21 protein-coding genes, 1 tRNA gene, 1 other RNA gene and 1 riboswitch are annotated in these 22643 nt (G+C 42.7%); of the genes, 11 read left to right on the forward strand and 12 right to left on the reverse strand.

Features of this window, described 5'->3' with window-relative positions; translation table 11 throughout:
* Positions 1 to 14: 14 nt before the first annotated feature.
* Entirely contained in the window at positions 15 to 1571 is a 1557-nt protein-coding gene (locus HY035_09585; protein MBI3378631.1) for a GHKL domain-containing protein, read from the reverse strand.
* Between the two features lie 433 nt (positions 1572 to 2004).
* Between HY035_09585 and HY035_09590 the strand changes: the two genes are divergently transcribed.
* Positions 2005 to 3615, forward strand: a complete 1611-nt coding sequence (locus HY035_09590) for a helix-turn-helix domain-containing protein (GenBank protein MBI3378632.1) — start codon at positions 2005 to 2007, stop codon at positions 3613 to 3615.
* Between the two features lie 9 nt (positions 3616 to 3624).
* On the opposite strand, the gene HY035_09595 is transcribed toward HY035_09590, so the two are convergent.
* The 3 genes from HY035_09595 to HY035_09605 all read right to left on the reverse strand — a co-directional run bounded on the left by HY035_09595 (position 3625) and on the right by HY035_09605 (position 5375).
* A complete protein-coding gene (locus tag HY035_09595) occupies positions 3625 to 4371 on the reverse strand; it encodes a hypothetical protein (protein ID MBI3378633.1) in 747 nt (248 codons plus the stop codon).
* Positions 4372 to 4554: 183 nt separating this feature from the next.
* Positions 4555 to 4878 (reverse strand): HNH nuclease family protein, encoded by a 324-nt coding sequence (locus tag HY035_09600; protein MBI3378634.1) that lies wholly within the window; start codon positions 4876 to 4878, stop codon positions 4555 to 4557.
* A gap of 95 nt (positions 4879 to 4973) precedes the next feature.
* Complete coding sequence (locus tag HY035_09605) at positions 4974 to 5375, reverse strand: hypothetical protein (GenBank protein ID MBI3378635.1); 402 nt, start codon at positions 5373 to 5375, stop codon at positions 4974 to 4976.
* A 449-nt stretch (positions 5376 to 5824) separates the two neighbouring features.
* Here HY035_09605 and HY035_09610 point away from each other — a divergent pair, with 449 nt between their 5' ends.
* A complete protein-coding gene (locus tag HY035_09610) occupies positions 5825 to 6496 on the forward strand; it encodes a hypothetical protein (GenBank protein MBI3378636.1) in 672 nt (223 codons plus the stop codon).
* On the opposite strand, the gene HY035_09615 is transcribed toward HY035_09610, so the two are convergent.
* The 8 genes from HY035_09615 to gatA all read right to left on the reverse strand — a co-directional run bounded on the left by HY035_09615 (position 6470) and on the right by gatA (position 12687).
* On the reverse strand, positions 6470 to 6805 hold the full coding sequence (locus HY035_09615; GenBank protein MBI3378637.1) for a YbaB/EbfC family nucleoid-associated protein: 336 nt from the start codon (positions 6803 to 6805) through the stop codon (positions 6470 to 6472). The genes HY035_09610 and HY035_09615 overlap by 27 nt on opposite strands.
* A complete protein-coding gene (gene dnaX, locus HY035_09620; GenBank protein ID MBI3378638.1) occupies positions 6798 to 8555 on the reverse strand; it encodes a DNA polymerase III subunit gamma/tau in 1758 nt (585 codons plus the stop codon). Before dnaX ends, HY035_09615 begins: the two co-directional genes overlap by 8 nt.
* Before the next feature lie 117 nt (positions 8556 to 8672).
* An RNA gene (gene ffs / locus HY035_09625) (signal recognition particle sRNA small type) lies at positions 8673 to 8770 on the reverse strand.
* A 112-nt stretch (positions 8771 to 8882) separates the two neighbouring features.
* A tRNA-Ser gene (locus tag HY035_09630) sits at positions 8883 to 8973 on the reverse strand.
* Between the two features lie 95 nt (positions 8974 to 9068).
* Positions 9069 to 9437 (reverse strand): DUF5615 family PIN-like protein, encoded by a 369-nt coding sequence (locus HY035_09635; GenBank protein MBI3378639.1) that lies wholly within the window; start codon positions 9435 to 9437, stop codon positions 9069 to 9071.
* A 5-nt stretch (positions 9438 to 9442) separates the two neighbouring features.
* Positions 9443 to 9682: a DUF433 domain-containing protein gene (locus HY035_09640; protein MBI3378640.1), complete on the reverse strand. Its 240-nt coding sequence runs from the start codon at positions 9680 to 9682 to the stop codon at positions 9443 to 9445.
* Positions 9683 to 9808: 126 nt separating this feature from the next.
* The gene (gatB, locus tag HY035_09645) at positions 9809 to 11236 is read right to left on the reverse strand and encodes an Asp-tRNA(Asn)/Glu-tRNA(Gln) amidotransferase subunit GatB (GenBank protein ID MBI3378641.1); all 1428 of its coding nucleotides are present in this window, start codon (positions 11234 to 11236) and stop codon (positions 9809 to 9811) included.
* Entirely contained in the window at positions 11233 to 12687 is a 1455-nt protein-coding gene (gene gatA, locus HY035_09650; GenBank protein ID MBI3378642.1) for an Asp-tRNA(Asn)/Glu-tRNA(Gln) amidotransferase subunit GatA, read from the reverse strand. Before gatA ends, gatB begins: the two co-directional genes overlap by 4 nt.
* 94 nt (positions 12688 to 12781) lie before the next feature.
* Positions 12782 to 12989, forward strand: a riboswitch (cobalamin riboswitch).
* Between the two features lie 169 nt (positions 12990 to 13158).
* On the opposite strand from gatA, the gene cobU reads away from it, so the two are divergent.
* The 9 genes from cobU (at position 13159) to HY035_09695 (ending at position 22627) form a co-directional block, all read left to right on the forward strand.
* Positions 13159 to 13713, forward strand: coding sequence for a bifunctional adenosylcobinamide kinase/adenosylcobinamide-phosphate guanylyltransferase (cobU, locus tag HY035_09655; protein ID MBI3378643.1), 555 nt, complete (start codon positions 13159 to 13161; stop codon positions 13711 to 13713).
* Between the two features lie 133 nt (positions 13714 to 13846).
* Positions 13847 to 14902: a nicotinate-nucleotide--dimethylbenzimidazole phosphoribosyltransferase gene (cobT, locus tag HY035_09660; GenBank protein MBI3378644.1), complete on the forward strand. Its 1056-nt coding sequence runs from the start codon at positions 13847 to 13849 to the stop codon at positions 14900 to 14902.
* A gap of 27 nt (positions 14903 to 14929) precedes the next feature.
* Positions 14930 to 15739: an adenosylcobinamide-GDP ribazoletransferase gene (cobS, locus tag HY035_09665; protein ID MBI3378645.1), complete on the forward strand. Its 810-nt coding sequence runs from the start codon at positions 14930 to 14932 to the stop codon at positions 15737 to 15739.
* A complete protein-coding gene (locus tag HY035_09670) occupies positions 15718 to 16374 on the forward strand; it encodes a histidine phosphatase family protein (GenBank protein MBI3378646.1) in 657 nt (218 codons plus the stop codon). Before cobS ends, HY035_09670 begins: the two co-directional genes overlap by 22 nt.
* On the forward strand, positions 16367 to 17890 hold the full coding sequence (locus tag HY035_09675; GenBank protein MBI3378647.1) for a cobyric acid synthase: 1524 nt from the start codon (positions 16367 to 16369) through the stop codon (positions 17888 to 17890). Before HY035_09670 ends, HY035_09675 begins: the two co-directional genes overlap by 8 nt.
* On the forward strand, positions 17887 to 18915 hold the full coding sequence (gene cobD / locus HY035_09680; GenBank protein ID MBI3378648.1) for a cobalamin biosynthesis protein CobD: 1029 nt from the start codon (positions 17887 to 17889) through the stop codon (positions 18913 to 18915). Before HY035_09675 ends, cobD begins: the two co-directional genes overlap by 4 nt.
* A complete protein-coding gene (locus HY035_09685) occupies positions 18912 to 20036 on the forward strand; it encodes a threonine-phosphate decarboxylase (protein MBI3378649.1) in 1125 nt (374 codons plus the stop codon). Before cobD ends, HY035_09685 begins: the two co-directional genes overlap by 4 nt.
* A gap of 30 nt (positions 20037 to 20066) precedes the next feature.
* Positions 20067 to 21611, forward strand: a complete 1545-nt coding sequence (locus HY035_09690) for a cobyrinate a,c-diamide synthase (protein MBI3378650.1) — start codon at positions 20067 to 20069, stop codon at positions 21609 to 21611.
* On the forward strand, positions 21611 to 22627 hold the full coding sequence (locus HY035_09695; protein ID MBI3378651.1) for a precorrin-8X methylmutase: 1017 nt from the start codon (positions 21611 to 21613) through the stop codon (positions 22625 to 22627). Before HY035_09690 ends, HY035_09695 begins: the two co-directional genes overlap by 1 nt.
* Positions 22628 to 22643 lie beyond the last annotated feature (16 nt).

The raw sequence follows: 22643 nt of genomic DNA on the forward strand, positions 1-22643 counted from the left end.
TAAAACAAACCCAATCATACTTTACCTGCTGATTTGGGCAGTGTGATGATGAATGTCGTTCCACTGCCTTCTTCGCTTTCAACTGTTATCTCTCCTTTATGTTTCTGAATAATATTGAAAACTATTGCAAGTCCTAATCCGGTGCCTTTGTCTTTTGTTGTATAGAAGGGCTCGAAAATTTTCTCTACTGCTTCTTGTGAAATGCCGCGCCCTGTATCAGACAGTCTAATCCTGATATTTGCATCTTCTTCAACGGCTCTCACAATGATACTCCCCTCGCCTGAAACAGCATCTATGGCGTTGGATATGAGATTGATAAAAACCCTCTCCATCTGCTCCTGATCTGCGTAGATGACAATTTCTTCGGGATGGAACTCAAGATGAAACCTGATGCTGTCAATAGACCTTGAACCCCCGATGTGCTTATAGACCCCGTTTACAAGGCTGCGCAATTCAACCGGCCTGAGATTGGGCTCTCTTCCCCTTGCAAATTCAAGGAGGTCGCTCACAATGCTTTTAACCCGCATGGTCTGCCCGAATATATCATCAAGCCCCTTCTTAATAAATGCAGGGCACTCATCTTCTGATTTCTTCAATAGCCTCTGCGCGGTCGTATAAATGTTATTCAACGGGTTGTTGAGCTCATGTGCAACGCCGGATGCAAGAGTGCCAATCGCCGCAAGCTTTTTGCTCTGGAGGAGTTCTTTTTCCCTCTGAATTAATTGCTCCTCCATCGAGTTAAATTTTTGTATGAGCACACCGACTTCATCATTGTCACCCCACCTCAGCCTGCCGACTGACATCTTTGAGAAATCGCCGCCGCCGGTTCTTTCAACAACTGTGGTTAACAAGTTTAGTCTTTTGACTACATTGCCTGTCACATACAGGAACGCCCCTCCTCCCGCAATAAGAAACACTGTGAAAAATATCAGTATGGCTATCTGTGATCTGCGGATAAAGCCATCAACCTTTTCTCTCGCTATCTTGTCCAGTTCCTTTGACATTACAAGAATTTCTTCACCATCCTTCCTGAGTGTGCGTATCTCGGAATCAAGCTCATAAAGGTTTCTGATTGCCGGGTTATTTTTTTTGAGGTGAAAAATGTTTTCAATGAGTTCTGCATTGACAAGCGGCCTTTCGAGAAATGTAGTCTCGATTATCCTGAAAAAAATGGAGTATTGCATGTGAAAGGGCTTAATTCTGCCGAACTCGTTCCTGAAATCATAAACAATCTTTTCTATATGATTAAACCTCCGGCTGTATTCATCAATTTTTTTCCTGAGGCTTAAAAGGCCTCCGGTGCTGTCCGGATACCTGTTTTCCGCCAAAATATCGTCCAATTGTTTCAGGTAATCACGAACACTTTTGACTTCATTCAGATCACCAGTAAGAAAAAAGTTCTTTTCGTGCCTCCTTAACTGAAGCGACTTGCTACTGATTGTATCAGTGGTCTCAAGAAAGACTATCTCTTTCTTTATCTGTATGAAGTTTATATACTCAAAAGCCGCAAGCACGGCAATTATAAAGGCGCTTGTCAAAAAGCTCAGGATTATCTTCTTTTTCAGGGACATACTGCCCTATATTATCACCAATGAATTGAAAAATGAAAATGCCCTCTGCGGACAGTCGGGCATATAAGTATTCTTTCAGAAAAATGGGGAAACTGGAAACACTACAGAAAGATTAAAGGGTTAGTCTTCTTCGGCTCGAAAATAAATCTGCAAAAGTAAACTGCTAAGCGCTTCCACTACTTTGAACTATTTGCCTTAACCCATTCACCTATTCACCTGTCTTTCTTCCCTTCCGAAGTTCTCGCAGCATCAGCAAAGAGCCGCCCCAGCACTTTTCGAAGCGTAAGAGAAGAGTCGCCCGTGGCGACTGCACTTCTGAACTTTTTAATTGTTGCTAATGTGGGAAGTGGCGTTTGACTATACCCCAATCTATTTCGGGCATATGAGTTGACTAATATTGTCCAATGATGTATAGTTTATGGTGAGGTCCGGTATGAACAAACCAACAACGATTGAAATGCTCAATACAAAACAAACAGCCTTGCTTTTAGGGGTTAGTCCTAAAACAATTTACCGCATGGAAGAAAAAGGGCTGATTCAATCTATTAGAACGCCAGGCGGTCAGCGCAGATTCAATAGGGAAGATTTACAGAATTATTTAAACGCAAGCAAATCATTTACTGCCCCTCAAAATCCGAGCAAATATAAAACTTCCGCCAATCTGTCCCCTTCTTTTGTAAAAGAAAAAGCTGCTGGATACTCTCTTTTTGAGCCATCTGAAATTGATATATCATCATCTGTCTCAAGATTACAGCAGCAAATAGCATTGAAAAATATCAGAAGCCACAAACAGCATTACGACACCGGCACGGATATATTCAGATGGATAGAGGAATGGGACTTTAAAAGCTACCGAACTAAAACCTATACGCATGGATTCCACACTTATCCCGCAATGTTCATACCGCAGGTCGCCCGAAAGCTGATAGAAGTCTTTTCATCCGAGCATGATACTGTTTGCGACATATTCTGCGGTTCCGGCACCACCCTTGTTGAAAGCAGCCTTTTGAACAGAAATTCCATAGGCATTGAATTAAACCCTTTAGCTGTTCTGATTGCAAAGGTCAAAACCACGCCTATCGACCCACAGACCCTAACTAACAATCTAAAAACAATTTTAACTGGCTATGAAAATGTAAAAAATATTGCACCTCCAAAATTTAATAATATAGACTTCTGGTTTTCTGAAGCAGTCATTAAAGACCTTGCAAAACTCAAGCAGGCAATATGGAATATCTCAGAAGAAAATATCAGGAATTTCTTTGCAGTATGTTTCAGTGAAGTTGTAAGGATTGTTTCTTTTACGAGGCATAAGGAATTTAAACTATTCAGGGATAAAGCTAAATTAGAAAAATCTTTTAAGCCGGATGTTCTGGGCGAGTTTATAAGGATGTGTGAAAATAACATTTTGGGAATGAAGGAATACATCCATGATGTTATGCCTAATACCAATGTAAAAATCATACTCGGCGACTCAACAAAAGATAACGGCATTCCTCCGGAATCTGTAGATTTCATCATAACTTCACCGCCATATGGCGACAGTAGAACCACCGTAGCTTATGGACAATTTTCGCGGCTGCCAGCCCAATGGCTGGATTTATTGCCTCCGCAGGTCAAAGATATTGACAAAGAATTGCTTGGAGGCAAAAACAATGTGAGCATAAATGACCCTGCAATTGATTTATCAGACACTTTAAAATTTACTATAAAATTTATTTCAGAGAGAGATTCGGAGAGGGCAAAAGATGTTTTAAGTTTTTACAGGGACTTATATAAGGCGCTTATTCAGGCGCACAAGATTTTACGCCCTAAAAAATATTTTTGCCTAATTGTCGGCAACAGAACCGTAAAAGAACTGGTATTAAAGACCGATGGGATAATCTGTGAGTTCGGAGAAAAAATCGGTTTTGTTTCTCAGGGCATTCTTTATAGAAATATCCCTAACAAGAGGATGCCCCTTAAAAACAGTCCTACAAATGTGCCAGGCAAAACCGGATTTACAATGCAGAAAGAAAGTATCGTCTTGCTTAAAAAACTTTAACATTCAAATTCAGCCATATACAGACTTCAAATCGTCTAAAATTTTTGAAAATTCATATACTGGCTTCTCCCACTCCCCTGGTTTGGTAATATAGACAAAATCAAAAAACTTTAACATCCCCTTCTGCTGTGGCTTCGTGATTTCGTTATAAAAATTAGTGGTGATAAAGCCGACTTTGAAGTTATCCATAGCCTTATAAGTTAAGCCGTATTTCTCTTTTATGGTTTTGCAGTCATTAGAAGAGACAATATCCATCAGCAGTTTCCATCTATATGTTTGCCCTGCTCTTTCCCTTAAAGATGTCTTAATTGAGTATATTATCACAGGATATTTTTCGGCGTCTGGATGGTAATAAATAAGCAAATCAATATCCGGCTTTTGGACATCATCGCCTACTTTTATGGTGGCATATTTTTCTATCAATGGATGTTTTTTAGGTTTTAAGGTAATTGCAAGATTAGGGTTAAGCAGATTTTTTTCTTGAAGCTTAATTAAAGAATAAGCGACTAACCCCTGAAAGCCATTACCTGCAATAGTTTTTCTTGCCTGATCAGCGTTTGAAATTATGCCGTTCTTTATCCTATCTTGAATAAGTATCTCCACTTTTGCAGTTGCGTTTTGCATTATTTCAGTCAGATAGTTCATGGCCTTTATATCCCCGATTACTTTGGCTTTTTCCTCAAGCCTTTCTTTTATCGGCGTGAAATAATACCTGCTTTCAATCTCTGATATGGTTTTTATATTTATATTAAGCATATAAGTTTTTCCTCAAAGCAAAATCGTTTGTTGCTTAATAGTTACAAGAATACATGTTCACGTACCCCCTCGTCAAATACCTACCAAAGAAAACAAGAGATTCTATCCATGAAATGTGCAAAAGCGCACACAAACGCAAACCACTGAAAGCTGAACAGATGCAAGTCTCGCACAACACAGCCTTTAGTCTCTTGTGTCCCCCTTAAGATAATCTCCAAGCAGCCCTCTGCTGTGCTCGTCGTCATGGCAATAGGCGCAGAGGTTCTCCCAGTTGGAGCCGTCAGGAGGATTGTTCCTGTTGTTGCCGTCTTTATGATGCACTGTGAGGAGTTGCCGGTCTTTGAAGTCAAACTCCCTTCCGCATTTGGCGCATATCAGGCCGTGGATTTTCAGGGATTGCTCCCTGTAATCGGAGACAGGGGCCTTGCCCTTTTTTAATTCCCTGACGATTTCAGCGGCGGTTTTGCCTGCTGCAGGCTTTTGCGGCAAGGGTTTTCTGAATTTCATTCGTTGTCTGCTTCCCAAAAACTTACCTCCTGTCCCGCCTCTCTGCGGAATTAAAACATAAAAATCGCCGGCTCATGCGATTACCCATGAAGGACTTACCGTAATACCCTCACTAAAAGCTCTATCGCAACCCCGATATATCTCTGCACATCGAGCGAGGGGCCGAGCAGCTGTACCTGGCCCGCCCTTGTGGTAAGCCGGTCGTCAAAGCGCGCCTGAGAAGAGCGGCGGCGCAGTTCGGCAAGCAGCGCAGTGAAATTGGCTGTCCGTGAAGGCTGAAGAGCCGGTCCGAGGGAACTATAGTCCAGCGCCCCTTCTCTAAATACGAGCGGCAGTACCCCTTCGGCATAGACGAAAAGAAACCCCTCCCGTTCTTCTGTTATCTTCTGCTCGGTAGTCTTCACGGTTTTGGATATTACCAGCCCGCCTGTGAGAACAGCTTTTCCAATATCGAACTTCCGCTCTTTCGTGGTCTCGGTGGATGTTTCCTGTTTCATGCCCATGCCCCGGATTATCAGAAAGATCTTCTGATAATCAACGGCGAGCGTCTCCTTCTGCCGTGACTCCGCATGGAGCGTATGGCCGTTGAATCTGAACATCCGCACAGGAAATCCCTTTTGGCTGCTCGCGGCCTCTTCGTCTGAGATCATGATCGTGGTGAGTCCTGAGGCTTTGAGTTTGCAACTGGCCTCGTCGGCTGCAACCTGCTCTCCGAAGGTGGCGATCACGAGTGGCCCGCTCCCTGAAACCCGCAGGCGAACGCTTGCCTCATAGGAGGTGATTCCCAAAGCGGACGCCAGCGCCGGCGCGAAAGCTGCCCTGTCTTCAGGGAGATTATGGATCGCAAGGAAATACATTACTTATATTATACAGAAGCGCGGCAGGCTGAAGGCAATTCCCCCTTCCCCTTGTAAAGATTACCGAATTTCTTTAAAATTAAAGCACTATGACTATTGAAACAGGGCTTCTTGTACTTGAATCAGTGCTGCTTCTTGCCACAATCATACTTTTGCTTTTCGGCCTAAAGGAAGGCAGGGGCAGGAAAAAACTTCTGCTTGAGGTTGAGCGGGCAACAAAGGTGCTGACAAGGCAGGAATACTTTCTGACAGTCACAGATACAATGATGGAAGCCAAGACTGAAGTAATAGGGGCAATAACAGGCAGATTGCCTATAGGAGAAGACAAAAAGAGAACGAGGGATATTATAGATACGATTGAAAAATTGACAAAGGAAGGGGTTCGTGTCAGATACCTCATGCCTAAATTCTCTGACAGACTGCATATTGGTTATTTGTATATGAAAGCCGGCGCTGAGATTCGGTACAGCAGTTGTCTCATGGTACATAACATCCGCTTTATAATTGTGGATGATAGGATTGTTGTAATAGGTATCCCTGAGAGCATAGGTGAAAAGGAAGCAACAAAGAAGGGCTATAGAATACCATCAGAAGGTCTTGCATTAATACTTAAAGACTACTTCAATGAGTGCGGCAACCAGATAAGCTTTGTGGAGTATCTGAAAGAGGTAATCAAGCAGACCGGCACAACGCCCAAACTCCTTGCGCGTGAACTTCAGATAGATGAAACTGAATTAGAAAAGTTTACCCAGGCCGCCTAATCCCGGTATCTGCATTCCTCCGGTAAGCTTTGACATCCCTTCATTGGCCATTTCCTGCGCCCGTCTCAGCGCCTCATTGGCTGCGGCAAGTATAAGGTCCTGCAGCATCTCAACATCATCAGGATTTACAACATCCTTTTCTATTTTTATGGAGATGATTTCTCCTCCGCCATTGGCAATGACGGTAACCATGCCTCCGCCTGCTGTTGCTTCAACCGTCTTCTTCTTTGACTCTTCCTGCATCCTCTGCATCTCTGTCTGAAGCTTTTGAGCCTCACGCATAATATCACCGAGCATCTTCTTAGACATCTTTGTTTCCACCCCCTGTATTTTCCTTTAGTTTAACATCAATTATCCTTCCGTCAAAAAGTTCAATCACCTCTTTTACGGCAGGGTCTGTCAGAACTTTATCCTTCAGGTCTTTTTTACGGATTATTTTCTTTGTCAGAATATCTATTTTAAGTTTTACGGGAGACTTAAGAATATCCGAGGCTGTCTGCTCTATCAAATTAGAATTCTTCCTTATAGGCTCTGCAAAAAGCTCTGCCTCATTGCTGTTAAAGGCCAGCGTCAGGACATTTTCTTTAAGTAAAGGCATTGCCTGTGAAAGCTTTGATGTAATCCTCGGGTCATCAATCTTTTCTCTAATCGCAGTCAGCAAAGAACTGCCGTCAAGCAGCGTTGGAGATTGAACGTCTTTTTGAGAAGTGTCATTTCCCCGAGCTGCTCGGGAAAATGACACTTCTTTTGTCATGCCGGCTTGTCCGGCATCTTTCTCATCCTGTATCGTGTGCCCTGTCGCCTCATTCTCCTCAGCGAACCCGCCTGAGTGCGGGGGCGGCCCGCCGAGGCTGGCATCCTGCATCTTGCCTTGGCTTCTGACTTCTGACTGTTCTGCTTTACGCGCCGAAGGCAACGGCATCCCCTTCAGGAGCGCATCTATATTCTCTATTGCCTCCTGCACAGGTTTAAGCGTGCTTAAAAAGCTTATTTTTATCAGCGACATCTCAAGACTGAGCCGCGGCGAGAATGAAGAACGGACATCCAGTTCAGCCTTGGCCATTTCTGAAAGCATAAGGGTAAGCAGGTCAGGCGAGATCTTCGGCAGTATCCTGCTGACTATTTTTATCTCATCCTCGCTGAGTTCAAGTATCTCTTCGGGCTTCTTTACAAACTTTGCGATAAGGAGATTTCTGAAAAATTCCACAAGGTCTTTTGCAAAAGACTTGAGGTCAGCCCCCTTATCCACAAGTTCGGATATAACGTTGATAATTTTTTCTCTGTCGGCGGCAATAACAGCAGATGAAACTTCTGCAAGCATCCCGATATCTGCTATGCCGAGAAGGTCTTTTACTCCGTCTGCATCTATTTCCGAAGAAAACGCTGTCACCTGATCAAGGATTGTAAGGGAATCCCTCATGCTTCCGTCAGCGGCACGTGCCACCATTTCTATAGCGGAATCAGAGATTTTTATGTCTTCCGATGATGCTATATGCCTTACCCTTTCTTTTATTTTTTGAGCTGATATGCGCCTGAAAGGAAGATGCTGGCATCTTGAAAAAATGGTCGCAGGTATTTTTCTTGGGGCTGTTGTCGCCAATACAAAGATGGCGTGTGGAGGCGGTTCCTCAAGTGTCTTTAAAAGAGCGTTGAATGCAGAGGTTGAAAGCATGTGCGCTTCATCTATGATATAAATCTTGTATCTGCCGCCAAGCGGGGTATATTTAACGCCTTCCCTCAAATCCCTTATGTCATCAACGCTGTTATTTGATGCGCCGTCTATTTCAAGGACATCAATTGATGTGCCGTCTTTAACAGCCGTGCATGATGCGCATGTGCCGCATGGTGACGGTGTCGGCCCGTTTTCGCAGTTAAGCGCCTTTGCAAGTATCCTTGCAGTGGATGTTTTCCCCACGCCTCTCGGCCCTGAGAATATGTAGGCATGCGCAATCTTTTTCTGTGCGATGGAGTTTTGCAGGATTCGGATAATAGGCTCCTGCCCTACGAGGTCGTCAAACCCCTGAGGCCTCCATTTTCTTGCAAGTACAAGGTAGCTCATAATATTTTAAGTTTAAAGTTGAAAGTGAAAAGTTGAAAGTTCAATTGAATTCAAATTTTAACTCTTAACTCCTAACTTTTAATTTCTAACTCTTAACTGCTTTTGTCTTTCTGCAGGCAGGGGACAACTTGCTGCGGCACCCAGAGTAAATGCTTACCATTGCTTCCTTCCGGATCTGGTGGGGTTCACATCCCTCTGCTGCGCAGGGCCATCCCCTGCCTGCAAAACCCAAACAATGTTTGGAGTTAAAAGTTTAAAGTGAAAAGTTAAAAGTTTGCTAGGTTTTCAACTTGTAACTCTTAACTTTCAACTCTCAACTGTTGTTAATGGCGGAGAGGCAGGGATTTGAACCCTGGGTGCGGGATTAGCGCACACACGATTTCCAGTCGTGCACCTTCGGCCTCTCGGTCACCTCTCCTCTTTGAGTCTGCAACAACAAAAAATGTATCTGAAATGTTAACCGATGAAATAGGGTTAAATCAAATTTTACCGCCTAAAATTTTAGATCAATCTTTAAAATGCTCTATGGATTCTGTATCCGGATTCTGATAATACGATAACCAATGAAGTTTTATCTCTAAGGGATTCTTTTTCATTCAAAAGAACTTCAATGATATCTTCTACCATCCGCTTAATATTGATTAATCTGTGCCGAAGCAGTATGACCTTTCCCTGTCCCCACAGTGTTCCAAACTCGATAAGTCCTCCGAAGTCTTTGTCTCCTGATAGCAATATCAACCCATGTTTTTCTGAGTATTTTAAAATCGTTTGGTCATCATGTCCTGCAAGACCGATTTCAGGGACATAAAGAATATCGTAGCCTGCTTTGCGAATCCCTCTCACTATGTCACTATGGACATTTTCATCTGCGAGAAGTTTCATTATTATTAGCGGCCGGCAAAGACCCTTACTTCTTCACCCTGAAATTGTCTGGCAGCAAAATCTAATGCCGCCTCCAAGCCGTTTGTAGTCAGTGTTGGATAACCTCGGAGTATCTCCTCCTTTGTCATGCCAGAAGCAATATTCTGGAGTATCAGGGCAACAGATATTCTTGTGCCTTTTACAATCGGTTTGCCGCCGAGAATTTTTGGGTCACACACAATCAGGTTTTTCTTGAAAGTAGCCATAAACCCGTCCTCCTTCTATACAGCCATATTATATTGAAGTATACCACACAGAAAACTTATTTTATGCGCAATCTATATTCAAAGATGAGGACTTCCAGAAAGAAATATTGTGGCGTGATATTATTGCTATGTAAGTTTCTTTTTCACAATCTCATTCACAATCTGGGGATTTGCCTTGCCTTTTGTGAGCTTCATAATCTGACCTACAAAAAAGCCTAAGAGTTTTTCATCCCCTGCCTTAAATCGTTCAACTTCTTTGGGATTTTTTGCAACTACCTCATCAACAGCCTTTTCTATTTCTGATGTATCGCTTATCTGAATGAGTCCTTTTTCTTTTACAATAGTTTCTGCGTCTTTGCACGTTTTATACATCTCTTCAAACACAGTCTTTGCAATCTTTCCGCTGATTGTGCCGTTGTCCATGAGCTTTAGCATCTCAGTAAGCTGTTTTGGTTTTAACTGGCATTCCTCTATGGATTTATTCTCTTCATTCAGGAGTTTTGCCAGCTCGCCCATCATCCAGTTTGCCACTGCCTTTGGCTGTCCGCCTGACCTTACTGCTTCTTCAAACCACTCAGCAAGAGTTTTCTCAGATGTCAATAAATCCGCATCGTATTCAGACAATCCATATTCAGATGCAAATCTTTTCCTCTTGGCATCAGGAAGTTCAGGCAAAGACGCCTTAAGCCCATCAATCCATTTCTGCTCAACTGTTATCGGCACAAGGTCCGGCTCAGGGAAATAATGGTAGTCATGCGCCTCTTCCTTGCCGCGCATGGATTCTGTAATTCCTTTGTTTGAATCCCATAACCTTGTTTCCTGAATAATTTTCCTGCCTTCTTCAATAACTTTAATCTGACGTTTTATCTCATATTCAAGCGCCTTTTCAACAAATTTAAATGAATTGATGTTCTTGACCTCTGCTCTTGTGCCGTATTCTTTTTGTCCGACAGGCCTGATGGATACATTTGCATCGCATCTTAAGGAGCCCTGCTCCATGTTCCCATCGCATACTCCGAGATACCTCAGGATTGCCCTGAGTTTTTTCATGTATTCCGCTGCCTCTCTCGGACTTCTTATATCAGGCTCGGATACAATCTCCATCAATGGCACTCCAGCCCTGTTGAGGTCAACGAAGCTGTAGTTCCCTGCACCCTCGTGGATGTTCTTTCCGGCATCCTCTTCCATGTGAATCCTTGTTATGCCGATTCTTTTAATCTCAGCGTCAACAACAATCTCAATAAAACCATGCTCGCATATCGGAAGTTCATACTGGCTTATCTGATAGCCTTTTGGAAGGTCTGGATAAAAATAATTCTTTCGCGCAAACCTGCTGTAAGAAGAAATCTTGCAGTTAGTTGCCAAGCCTGTCTTTGTTGCGAACTCTATTGCTTTTTTATTTAAAACAGGAAGCACACCCGGCATGCCTATGCACACAGGGCATGTCTGTGTGTTTGGCTCCGAGCCGAATCTTGTGGAGCAGCCGCAGAATATTTTGCTGTCCGTCAGCATCTGAGCATGAACTTCAAGGCCTATCACCGCTTCGTATTTCATAAATTCGGCTTCCTCTTATGCCAGTCTGTTGATTGTTCATAAGCGTATGCTGCTTTCAGAATGCTCTCCTCGTCAAAGTGCTTCCCGATAATCTGCAAACCAATTGGAAGATTGTTTGATGTGAATCCGCACGGGATTGAGATTGCAGGTATTCCTGCAAGGTTTACAGAGATTGTGAATATGTCAGAGAGATACATCTGCAGCGGGTCGTCTGTCTTTTCTCCTGATTTAAACGCCGCTGTCGGAGATGTGGGTGTGACAATCATATCAACGCTATTAAACACCTTTTCAAAATCCGCTTTTATCAAGGTCCTTGCCTGCTGCGCCTTTTTGTAATAAGCATCGTAATAGCCTGACGAGAGCGCATAAGTCCCAAGCATTATCCTTCTTTTCACCTCAGCCCCAAATCCCTGAGCCCGTGTGTTCATATACATTTCCATCAGGTCTTTGCCTGCTGCCCTGAAACCGTATTTAACGCCGTCATATCTCGCGAGATTGGATGAAGCCTCTGATGTTGCAAGCACATAGTAAGCTGCAACCGCATATTCTGTGTGCGGTAAAGATATCTCAACAGGTATTGCGCCGAGGGATTCAAGCTTCTTGATGGCAGTTTTAACGGATTCTTCTATTTCCCTGTCCATTCCTTTAATAAAATATTCCTTTGGAATACCTATCTTTAACCCTTTAATTTCGCTTCCCAGTACTTTCGTGAAATCAGGAACAGCAACAGGCGCAGATGTGGAATCAAAAGGGTCTTTCCCTGAAATTATATTCAGCAGTATGGCTGAGTCTTTTACATTTTTTGTGATGGGCCCTATCTGGTCTAATGATGATGCAAATGCAACAAGTCCGTATCTTGAAACCCTTCCGTAAGTAGGCTTTAACCCTACTACGCCGCACAATGCCGCCGGCTGTCTTATTGAGCCGCCTGTGTCGGAACCGAGAGCGGCAATACATTCATCTGCAGCAACCGCTGCTGCAGAGCCTCCGCTTGAACCGCCCGGAATTCTTTCAATATCCCATGGATTTCTTGTTGTGAAGAAACCCGAATTCTCAGTTGACGACCCCATTGCAAATTCATCGAGATTTGTCTTTCCGATTAGTACATACCCATTTTCACTTAGCCTTGACGTTACAGCGCTCTCATAAGGCGGGATAAAGTTTTCGAGGATTTTTGACGAACAGGTAGTGCGTATGCCTTTTGTGCACATGTTATCCTTAATTCCAACCGGAATGCCCTGAACAGTCAAAGGCCCGCCTTCCTTTATCTGCTTTTGAGCAGCATCAGCCATCCCATAAGCCTGCTCTTTTGACAAGGTGACAAATGCCTTTACTTTACTGTCAACAGATTCAATCCTCTGATATATGGAATCCAGAAGTTCCTTTGCAGTGATTTTCCTTTTATCAAGCAGTTCCCTTGCTTCAGAAATGTTAAGCCTGTAAAGTTCCAATTTCCCCCTCTTGGCAATTAGTTTTATAAGTTTAGCATAGAGAACTGAAAGACATCCAGAACATAACCCCTTGCTTTTTTGATTCGTTTGCTGTAACACTATAAATAGTTCAGGTGCTAAAAAGGCTTAATAGGGAATCCTGTTAAATTCAGGAGCGGTCCCGCCGCTGTAATCCCGATTCCGATTGTTTGGTTGGAATTAAAGCCTTTGCCGGTAATATGCCACTGTTCCGATATATGGGGATGGGAAGGCTGGCAAAGGTCGGGAGAGTCAGAAAACCTGCCTGTGAACTACAGTGAATAGTCGTTAGTGAACAGTGAATAGTTTTTGATGTTTGCTATTCACTAAATACTATTCACTATTCACTGAAAAGCCTTTCCGTGGAGGAAGGTGAGGATGAAGTAAATCAGGGTGCAATCCTCTCGTCAGCAGAAATGCGGCGAGAGGATTTTTTATTTTTGGGGGAGTGAATTGATAACATTCATCATCGGCGGAGCAAGAAGCGGAAAAAGTTCGTTTGCCCTGAATCTTGCAAATAATTACACCTCTGCTAAAGAGGGGGTTCGTGGTAGAGACGAAATCTCCTCCACGCCCAAGAAGGCATATATTGCAACTGCACAGGCGCTGGATGATGAGATGAGAGAGAGAATTGAAAAACATAAAAAAGAGCGGCCAGAAGAGTGGATGACATTTGAAGAACCGTTGAATATCACCACATTAATAAAGGATATCCAGGACCAATACGAAGTGATTCTTCTTGACTGCCTGACATTGTGGTTATCTAACCTGATGCTAAACAATTTTGATACCAATAAAGAAATTGAAAGTTTGATTAACGCATTACGCTTAACACCTAACGCTCCACGCATGTTTATTGTCTCAAATGAAGTCGGGATGGGTATTGTCCCTGAAAATGAACTGTCAAGGAGATTCAGGGATTTAGCAGGCTATTTAAACCGGAAGGTTGCTGAGATTGCTGATGAGGCGTATCTTGTGACTGCGGGAATACCGATAAAAATAAAATAACCGTTTTTTGTCATTCCCGCCCCGTATCAAGTACGGGGTAAACTCCGGCGGGAATCCAGAGTTTTTAAATAAGGTGTTGGATTCCGCATCAAGTGCGGAATGACAAATTAAAAAACCTTACAAGGAGGCGCGAATGGAGTTACTAAATACAACCTTAAGCAGCATCAAACTAATAAACAGAGAGTGGTCTGACATTGCGCAAAAACATCTCGACAACCTCACAAAACCGCTCGGCAGCCTCGGAAGGCTTGAGGAGTTTGCAAGAAAATTTGTTGCCATAACAGAAAATAAAAATCCGATACTTGATAAAAAAGTTGTCTTTACCTTTGCCGGCGACCACGGCGTAACAGAGGAAGGAGTTTCTGCTTTTCCAAAAGAAGTAACACAGCAGATGGTATTTAATTTTCTGAGGGGCGGCGCAGGGATAAATGTGCTTGCGCGTCACGCAGGCGCTGATGTTGTCGTTGTGGATATCGGTGTGGACCATGATTTCGGGGAGATTGAGGGGCTTATAAATCTAAAGGTAATAAACGGCACAAAAAACTTCGCAAAAGAACCTGCCATGACAAGAGAGGAAGCAATAAAGTGCATGGAAACAGGAATTGAGCTTGCTGATGGATATGCAAAGAAAGGTTATAAGATATTCGGCACAGGCGATATGGGAATCGGCAACACAACACCGTCAAGCGCCATTGCAGCAGTGCTTACAGGCAGGCCTGTTTCAGAAGTAACCGGCAAAGGCACCGGAATAACTGGTGAATCACTTCAAAACAAGATTAAGGTCATTGAAAAAGGTATTAATCTAAACAAGCCAAACTCTAATGATGCGATAGATGTGCTTTCAAAGGTTGGCGGCGCAGAGATTGGCGGCATCGCAGGGTTAATACTCGGCGCAGCATCAAACAGGATTCCGGTTGTGATTGACGGATTCATATCAACTGCAGGCGCATTAATCGCATATTGCATTGACCCAAAAGTTAAGGATTACATATTTGCAGCGCATAATTCCGTTGAAATAGGGCATAAGGCAATGCTTGATAAAATGGGGCTAATGCCGATACTTGATTTGAATTTAAGGCTCGGTGAAGGAACAGGAGCAGCGCTTGCAATGCTCATGATAGAGGCCGGACTAAAGATATATAAAGAAATGGCGACATTCGGCGAGGCAGGGGTTTCAGAAAAGGCTTAGAGTCCAGAGTTAGGAGTTGCGGGCAAAATGATAAAACAGATGTTACTTGCATTTCAGTTTCTGACGCTAATACCAGTTAAGTCACGCATGACGGTTAATGAGGATGATATTGCAAAAAGCGCATCGGTCTTTGTTATAGTCGGTTTCATTCAGGGAATATTGTTGATAACTGCGGACTATGTATCAGGCATATTTTTCCATCAGGATCTTGTTATTGCAATAGTATTGCTCATGCTTGTGCTGTCAAATGGAGGATTTCATCTTGACGGGCTTGCGGACACGTTTGACGCCATTGCCGTTAAGTCATCAGGTGATTTTGAGAAGGATAAAGAAAAAAGGCTCTCTGTGATGAAAGACAGTTCAACGGGCCCTGCCGGCGTGACAGCGATAGTTTTTATACTGCTGCTGAAGTATTCGGCTCTCAAAAACCTGTCACATTTTCTGCCGTTTACTTATTATTCATCACTGCTTCTTATGCCGGTATTTTCAAAGTGGGCAATGGTTGTGTCAATGCTTCACGGCAAGGCTGCGCGGGAAGATGGTTTGGGGAAAATCTTTATGAACAAAACCGGCTTTAAAGAGACTGCAATTTCTACTTTGCTTCTTATTCTGATATTAATATTAATACAGGCGCTCTCAAGCCGTTATGCTCTTGGAAATCAGCATGTTTTTTATGCGATTCTCTTTGGAGTATTGTATTCTTTCTGCCGCATATCAGTTCATTTCTTTAACAAAAAATTTGGCGGGCTGACAGGGGATACGCTTGGCGCAATAAGCGAGCTTACGGAAATAGCCTTTTTGTTTATGGTGATAATATGGTCACGACTCTCTATTTAATCAGGCACGGCGCAACAGAAGGAAGCGAGACAAAGCGCTATAAAGGAAGTATTGACGTGCCTATGTCTGAAAAGGGAATTGAGCAGATTAAAGGGACATCGGTATTTATACAGAATATGATACAGGATAAAAAAAATCATGAATCGTGCATCCTGCATAGCGCATCTTCTAAGTTATCTGCTGTTTACTGTTCTCCCCTAAGCAGGGCATTAAAAAGTGCTGAGATAATAGCAGAACCATACGATTTAAAGCCCATTGCAATAGAAGACCTGAGAGAAAGAAGCTTTGGTATATGGGAGGGCATGACCTTCACAGAAATAAAAGAGAACTACCCTCAGGAGTTTGAGGCGTGGGCAGGAAATCCCCTCACATACAGCCCTGTTGATGGAGAAAGCACTGTTGAGGTAAGAGAGAGGACAGTAAAGGCGGTGGACAGCCTATTAAGCAATCACAACAGCGAGCATATAGCAATTGTTGCGCATGGCGGCGTGAATAGGATAATCCTCTGCCATATAATGGGAATCCCTCTGGAAAACATATTCAGAATTGAACAGGATTTTGCAGCAGTGAACATAATAGAGTTCTGGGAAAAATATCCGGTTGTAAAACTTTTAAATGGAGCCGCTTGTGGCTAAATCACTGATGATTCAGGGTACAGGCTCCGGCGCAGGGAAAAGCCTGCTCGTTGCCGCCCTATGCAGAATTTTTAAAGACAGCGGAGTAAATGCGGCGCCGTTTAAAGCTCAGAACATGGCATTGAATTCTTATATAACACTTGAGGGCGGAGAGATAGGAAGGGCGCAGGCGCTTCAGGCAGAGGCAGCAAAGATAGAGCCGACAGTTGATATGAATCCCATTCTGCTCAAGGCATCCGGTGAGGCGGGCTCGCAGGTTATTATTCACGGCAAGGTTAACAGCACGATGAAGGCGCGGGAATACTATGCCTTCAAAAAAGAGGCGTGGAAAGCGGTAACAAAATCATTCAACAGGCTTTCCAAAAAACATGAACTGATAATAATGGAAGGCGCGGGAAGCCCTGCGGAAATAAATCTCATGGATGTTGACATTGTGAATATGTCTATTGCGAAACACGCAAAAGCTCCTGTGATTTTAGTCGGTGATATAGATAAGGGCGGTGTGTTTGCATCGCTTTATGGAACCGTTAAACTCCTCGGTAAAGACAGCAGACACATTAAGGCATATGTGATAAATAAATTCCGCGGAGACCTGTCAATTCTCAAGCCCGGGCTTGAAATGATTAACGAAAAGACTGGAAAACCAGTGATAGGCGTATTGCCTTACATTAACAATATAGATTTGCCTGAAGAGGATGGATTATCGCTGCAAAGCAGCAATTCAAAATTTAAAATTCAAAATTTAAAATCAGAAAAGATAAAAATCAAGATAGTTATATTGCACCTTCAATATATTTCCAATTTCACTGATTTTGATCCTTTCATGCATGAGCCTGATGTTGAGATTGTTTATTCCAGAAACCCGGCAGAGATAGAGAATGCTGACATGGTAATTATTCCCGGCTCAAAAAATACCGTAAAAGACCTTATGTTTCTAAAGGAGAGCCGTCTTGATGAAAGCATTAAACAAGCTTTTTCAAAAGGCATACAGATTATGGGCATGTGCGGCGGATACCAGATGCTCGGGAAAAAGATATACGACCCTCACAGCATTGAAAGTCCTCATAAAGAAGCGGATGGATTAGGGCTTCTGAATATAGAGACAACATTTGGAAAAGAAAAGACGACCTGCCAAATAGAGGGAGAATTAGTTAGAAGTTCAGAGTTAGGAGTTAAGAGTTCAGAAAATACAAAAATAACAGGCTATGAGATTCATCTGGGCATCAGCAGAGGAGATATTGGATTATTTAAACTCAGAAGGCTTTCCTCAAACTCGTCACTCATTCTTGATGGTTCGATGAACGGCAACTGCTGGGGGACATATATCCATGGAATCTTTGAGAACGATTCATTCAGAAGGGGGATAATAAATTCTATCAGAGAACAAAGGGGGCTTTCTCCCATTGATTCAACTATAAAGTATTCTGAAATGAAGGAAAAGGCGATTGACAACCTCGCTGATATTGTGAAACAGAATTTAGATATGGCTTTTATAAACAGGATTATCGGGCTATGACAGATTTTCTTCAATATGCCCCAATAATTCTTCTTTTTTCGGCGTTAAGTATTTCTCCTGCCCTTCTGATACTGGCTTTTCTGCTTGACTTTGTCATTGGCGACCCGCGCTGGCTGCCGCATCCTGTAAGAATGATGGGAGGAACAATAAGCAGAACAGAAATATATCTGAGAAAATTAAAAGTGAGTGAAAAACTTAAAGGCATCCTTTTAGTAACCACAATTGTTGGAATGACTTTTATTATTACGTGGTTCACAGTTAATATTTTATCGCGTATGTCTTTGACTTCTCACTTCCTGCTTCTCACTTCTTACTTGTTGCTTATTTATCTTACTTCAACCACAATCGCTGTCCGTGAATTAATTAACTCTGCAGGAGCAGTGATTGAAGCTGTAACAAACAGCAGTATTGAATTTGCAAGGGAAAGGCTCTCAATAATTGTTGGACGTGACACCCATGCCCTCACAGAAAAAGAGATACTTAAGGCAACAATGGAGAGCCTCGCTGAAAACCTCTCGGACGGCGTTATAGCTCCTATATTTTATCTCGTTGTCGGAGGGCTTCCGCTTGCCATGGCATATAAGGCGATAAATACGCTTGATTCGATGGTTGGGTATAGGAATGACAAGTATATTCATTTCGGATGGGCTGCAGCCAGACTGGATGATATTGCCAATTATATACCCGCAAGGATAACAGGCCTATTAATTGTTGTGGTATCTTTTTTCGTTTCCCGTTCACTGTTCACTGTTCACTGTTCACTAAAAACAATGCTCCGTGACGGCAGGAAACACTTGAGCCCGAACAGCGGAATGCCTGAGGCTGCGATGGCAGGCGCACTCGGAATCAGAATGGGAGGCCCAGCTGCATACGGAGGTATTGTTATTGAAAAACCATACATCGGCAATGTAAGGACAGAGGACTACAGCAGGGCATCCGCGCAGGCTATAACTATTGTAAAGGCATCCTCTGTTTTAGGCATCGCGACAGCTATCGCAGTCTTACTCTTAAAAGGAGGGGCATGATGCAGGAAACTCACGGAGGGAACATCTATGCCCTTTCAGAAAAATTCCGTCTGAATGAAAAGAACATAATAGATTTCAGCGCTTCTATTAATCCTCTCGGCGTTCCTGAAAGCGTAATTTCAGCGATAAAAGACAATATAAAGTATCTGCATAATTACCCTGATCCAGATGCGAAAAGATTAAGGCTGCAGATAGCAAAGCAACACAAGATAAATCCTGAATCCATCATATGCGGAAACGGCAGCACAGAGCTGATCTACCTTGTGGCCCGTGCATTGAGGCCTGAGAGGGTTCTTATCCCTGCGCCGACATTTTCTGAATATGAGAGGGCATGCGAAATAAGTTGCAAGTTAAAAGTTGAAAGTTACCGGTTGAAACAAGAAAATGACTTTGATATAGATACTGATAAATTTATACAAAAAATGAAAGGCTGCGATGTGGCTTTCCTCTGCAATCCCAACAACCCTACAGGCAGGGTGCTTAAAAAAGCTGATGTAATAAAAATTGCAGATGCTTCAAAAAAACTTAAATGTTATCTCGTCGTTGATGAGGCGTTTATAGATTTTGTGCCGGAAGAAAGCGTAATCAAAGAGGTTGCAAAAAATCCCTCTCTGATTGTGCTGAGATCACTAACAAAATTTTATGCCTTGTCCGGCTTAAGAATTGGATACGGAGTATTTCCATTAAATATTACTGAAACCATAAAAAAGCATAAAGAGCCGTGGACAGTGAACACCCTCGCACAAACAGCGGGGATTGCAGCTTTCAAAGATACTGCATTCAAAAAAAAGACCTTCAGGGTAATCAAGCGGGAAAAAGATTTTCTGGAAAAGGAATTCAAAAGACTGGAGATTAGCTATATCCCGTCACAAGCAAATTATTATTTATTAAGGATAAACCATGCAAAAGAAATAATATCGGCATTGAGGAATAAGGGCATCCTTGTGAGGGATTGTTCCAATTTCAAAGGACTGGACGGGAAACACATAAGAATTGCGGTTAAATCAAGGAAGGACAATATGCGATTACTAAAAGAACTGTCTAATTTTTTAGATGTCATTCCCGCGAAAGCGGGAATCCAGAAAACAAATAAACTGGATTCCGCATCAAGTGCGGAATGACAGAAACGGCGAATTATTGAAAGGCGAATTATGCGGGGTTTTGTAATAGCAGGCACTCACAGCGGGTGCGGAAAAACGACCATAACGCTTGGACTTATGGCTGCCTTGAAGAAAAGGGGGCTGAAAGTCCAGCCGTTCAAGGCAGGCCCTGACTTTATAGACACAGGACTTCACAGGCTTGTTACAGGCAGACATTCAAGAAACCTGGATGTGTGGATGTGCGGTGAGGAATATGTCAAAGAGTGTTTTCATAAATATTCAGCAGATGCAGATATATCAATTATTGAAGGCGTTATGGGAATGTATGATGGTGAACACAGCACAGCAAAGCTGGCAGGACTGCTTAACCTGCCTGTAATTTTAGTTGTTGACGCCTATGGCATGGCCGAGAGCGCAGGAGCGGTTGTGAAAGGGTTCATAGAATACAGAGCAGCAGAACAGCAGAGCAGCAGAGCAACAGGGGTAGAACCTTTTGCTACTGCGCTACTGCGCTACTGCGCTACTGCACTTATTAACGGTGTTATCTTCAACCGAGCAGCATCAGATAATCATTTCAAACGACTGAAAGACAGCGTGCGGGATGTAACAGTATTAGGGTATCTGCCGAGAAACTTGGATTTTGAGATACCACACAGGCACCTTGGGCTGACAGTCGCTGAAGAAACACCTATTGCTAAAGAGAATATTGATAAACTTGCGGATTCCGTGCTGGAGCATATTGATGTGGATACACTAGTACAGAGAGCAAGTCTTTCGAAGAGTGGAATTGGAGTAACCCCACCTATCCTCCCCTTATCTAAGGGGAGGAGCAAGGAAGGGTTATCCGTTCTTCGCGCTTGCCGGATCGCCGTTGTATACGATAAAGCCTTCTGTTTTTACTATGAAGACAATATGGATTTATTGAAAAATGCGGGGGCAGAGATAGTTACATTCAGCCCCCTATCTGATTCAGCAATCCCTGATAAAGCAGATGCGATATATATCGGCGGAGGCTATCCAGAGCTTTATGCAGAGGAATTAGCAAAAAATAAATCTATGATTGAAGATATTTATAACTGGGCAAATTCAGGCAATCCTATATATGCTGAATGCGGCGGGCTGATGTATCTGTCAAAAGGCATTTATGATTTTGACAGAAAGTTCTTTGAAATGGCCGGGGTCTTTCCATTTGAAACAGAGATGAAAAAAGGGAAATCGCATCTTGGCTACAGAGAGATTATATTAAAAGAAGACTGCATTCTCGGCAAAGAAGGAGATAAATTTAAAGGGCACGAGTTTCATTATTCGGCGATTAAAGATAGAAGACAGAACACAGAACACAGGGAACAAAACACAGCATGTCATTCCGTGCTTGACACGGAATCCAGAAAAGGCATGGATTCCCGCTTAAGAACTGCGGGAATGACAGAATACGGAATACAGACAAGAATTTATTTTATAAAAGAGAATAATGGCCATAATCTCCCTGATGAAGGATATAGATTCAAAAATACCCTTGCAAGTTATATTCACATACACTTTGGAAGTGACTCTGAAATTGCACGGAATTTCCTAAATCACATAAAGGAGCAGTAATGGAAAGCATAATACTCATAGGACACGGCAGCCCCAAGAAAGATGCGAACAATATAGAAACAATGGGAAGGCTTTTGCACAGCATGATTCACCCTGCTTGCAGCAAAGGATGTGTAAGGGTTGCATATCTGCAGTTTGCAAAGCCTGAGTTATCGGATACGATTAAGGAGAGTGTTCGCAATGGAGCTAAAAAAATAATAATTCATCCCTATTTCCTTATCAGTGGAATGCATGTAACAAAAGACATCCCTGAAATGATAAAGGAAGCTGAAAGAATATATCCTGATGTTGAATTTATTTATACGGAGCCTCTCGGTATTCACGAAAAACTGGTTCAGGTAATAATGGAAAGAATAGCTTCCGCTCGCGGCTTGCTGCCTCAGGACATAGAAAAGAAGAGCTTTGAGATAATCTCAGAGGAGATTGATTTAAGCGATATTCCTCAGGAACAAGCGCCAATTATAAAGCGTGTGATACATACTACCGCTGACTTCGAATTTAAGAGGACTCTTATTTTCCATCCTGATGCCGTAACCACAGGAATAAATGCGATAAGGGCAGGCAAAAATATTCTTACCGACGTTGAAATGGTGAAAGCAGGAATAAATAAAAAACTGCTAAAAAAATGGGGCGGAGAAGTCATTTGTAAAATTCAAAACTCAAAATTCAAAACTCAAAATTCAGAAAATAAGACAAAGGCTGAGATGGGAATTGAATCAGCATTAAAAGAAAATAACAACATCGGAATTATTGCTATCGGCAATGCACCAACCGCGCTTTTGAAAATAATTGATTTACTCAATAATCCGCATTACGCATCACGCATTACGCATCACGGTCTTTTAGTTATCGGCGTTCCCGTCGGCTTCGTTAAGGCGCTTGAATCAAAGGCATTGCTCTCAGCGCAAAATTTCCCGTTTATCACTAATTTGAGCAGAAAGGGTGGAAGCCCCATAGCTGCAGCTATAGTTAATGCATTATTAAAAATAGCAGAGGGAGGTGATATTATGAGATAAACAGATTTCAAGCCTT

Source organism: Nitrospirota bacterium, from assembly GCA_016195565.1.
Classification (GTDB): domain Bacteria; phylum Nitrospirota; class Thermodesulfovibrionia; order Thermodesulfovibrionales; family UBA1546; genus UBA1546.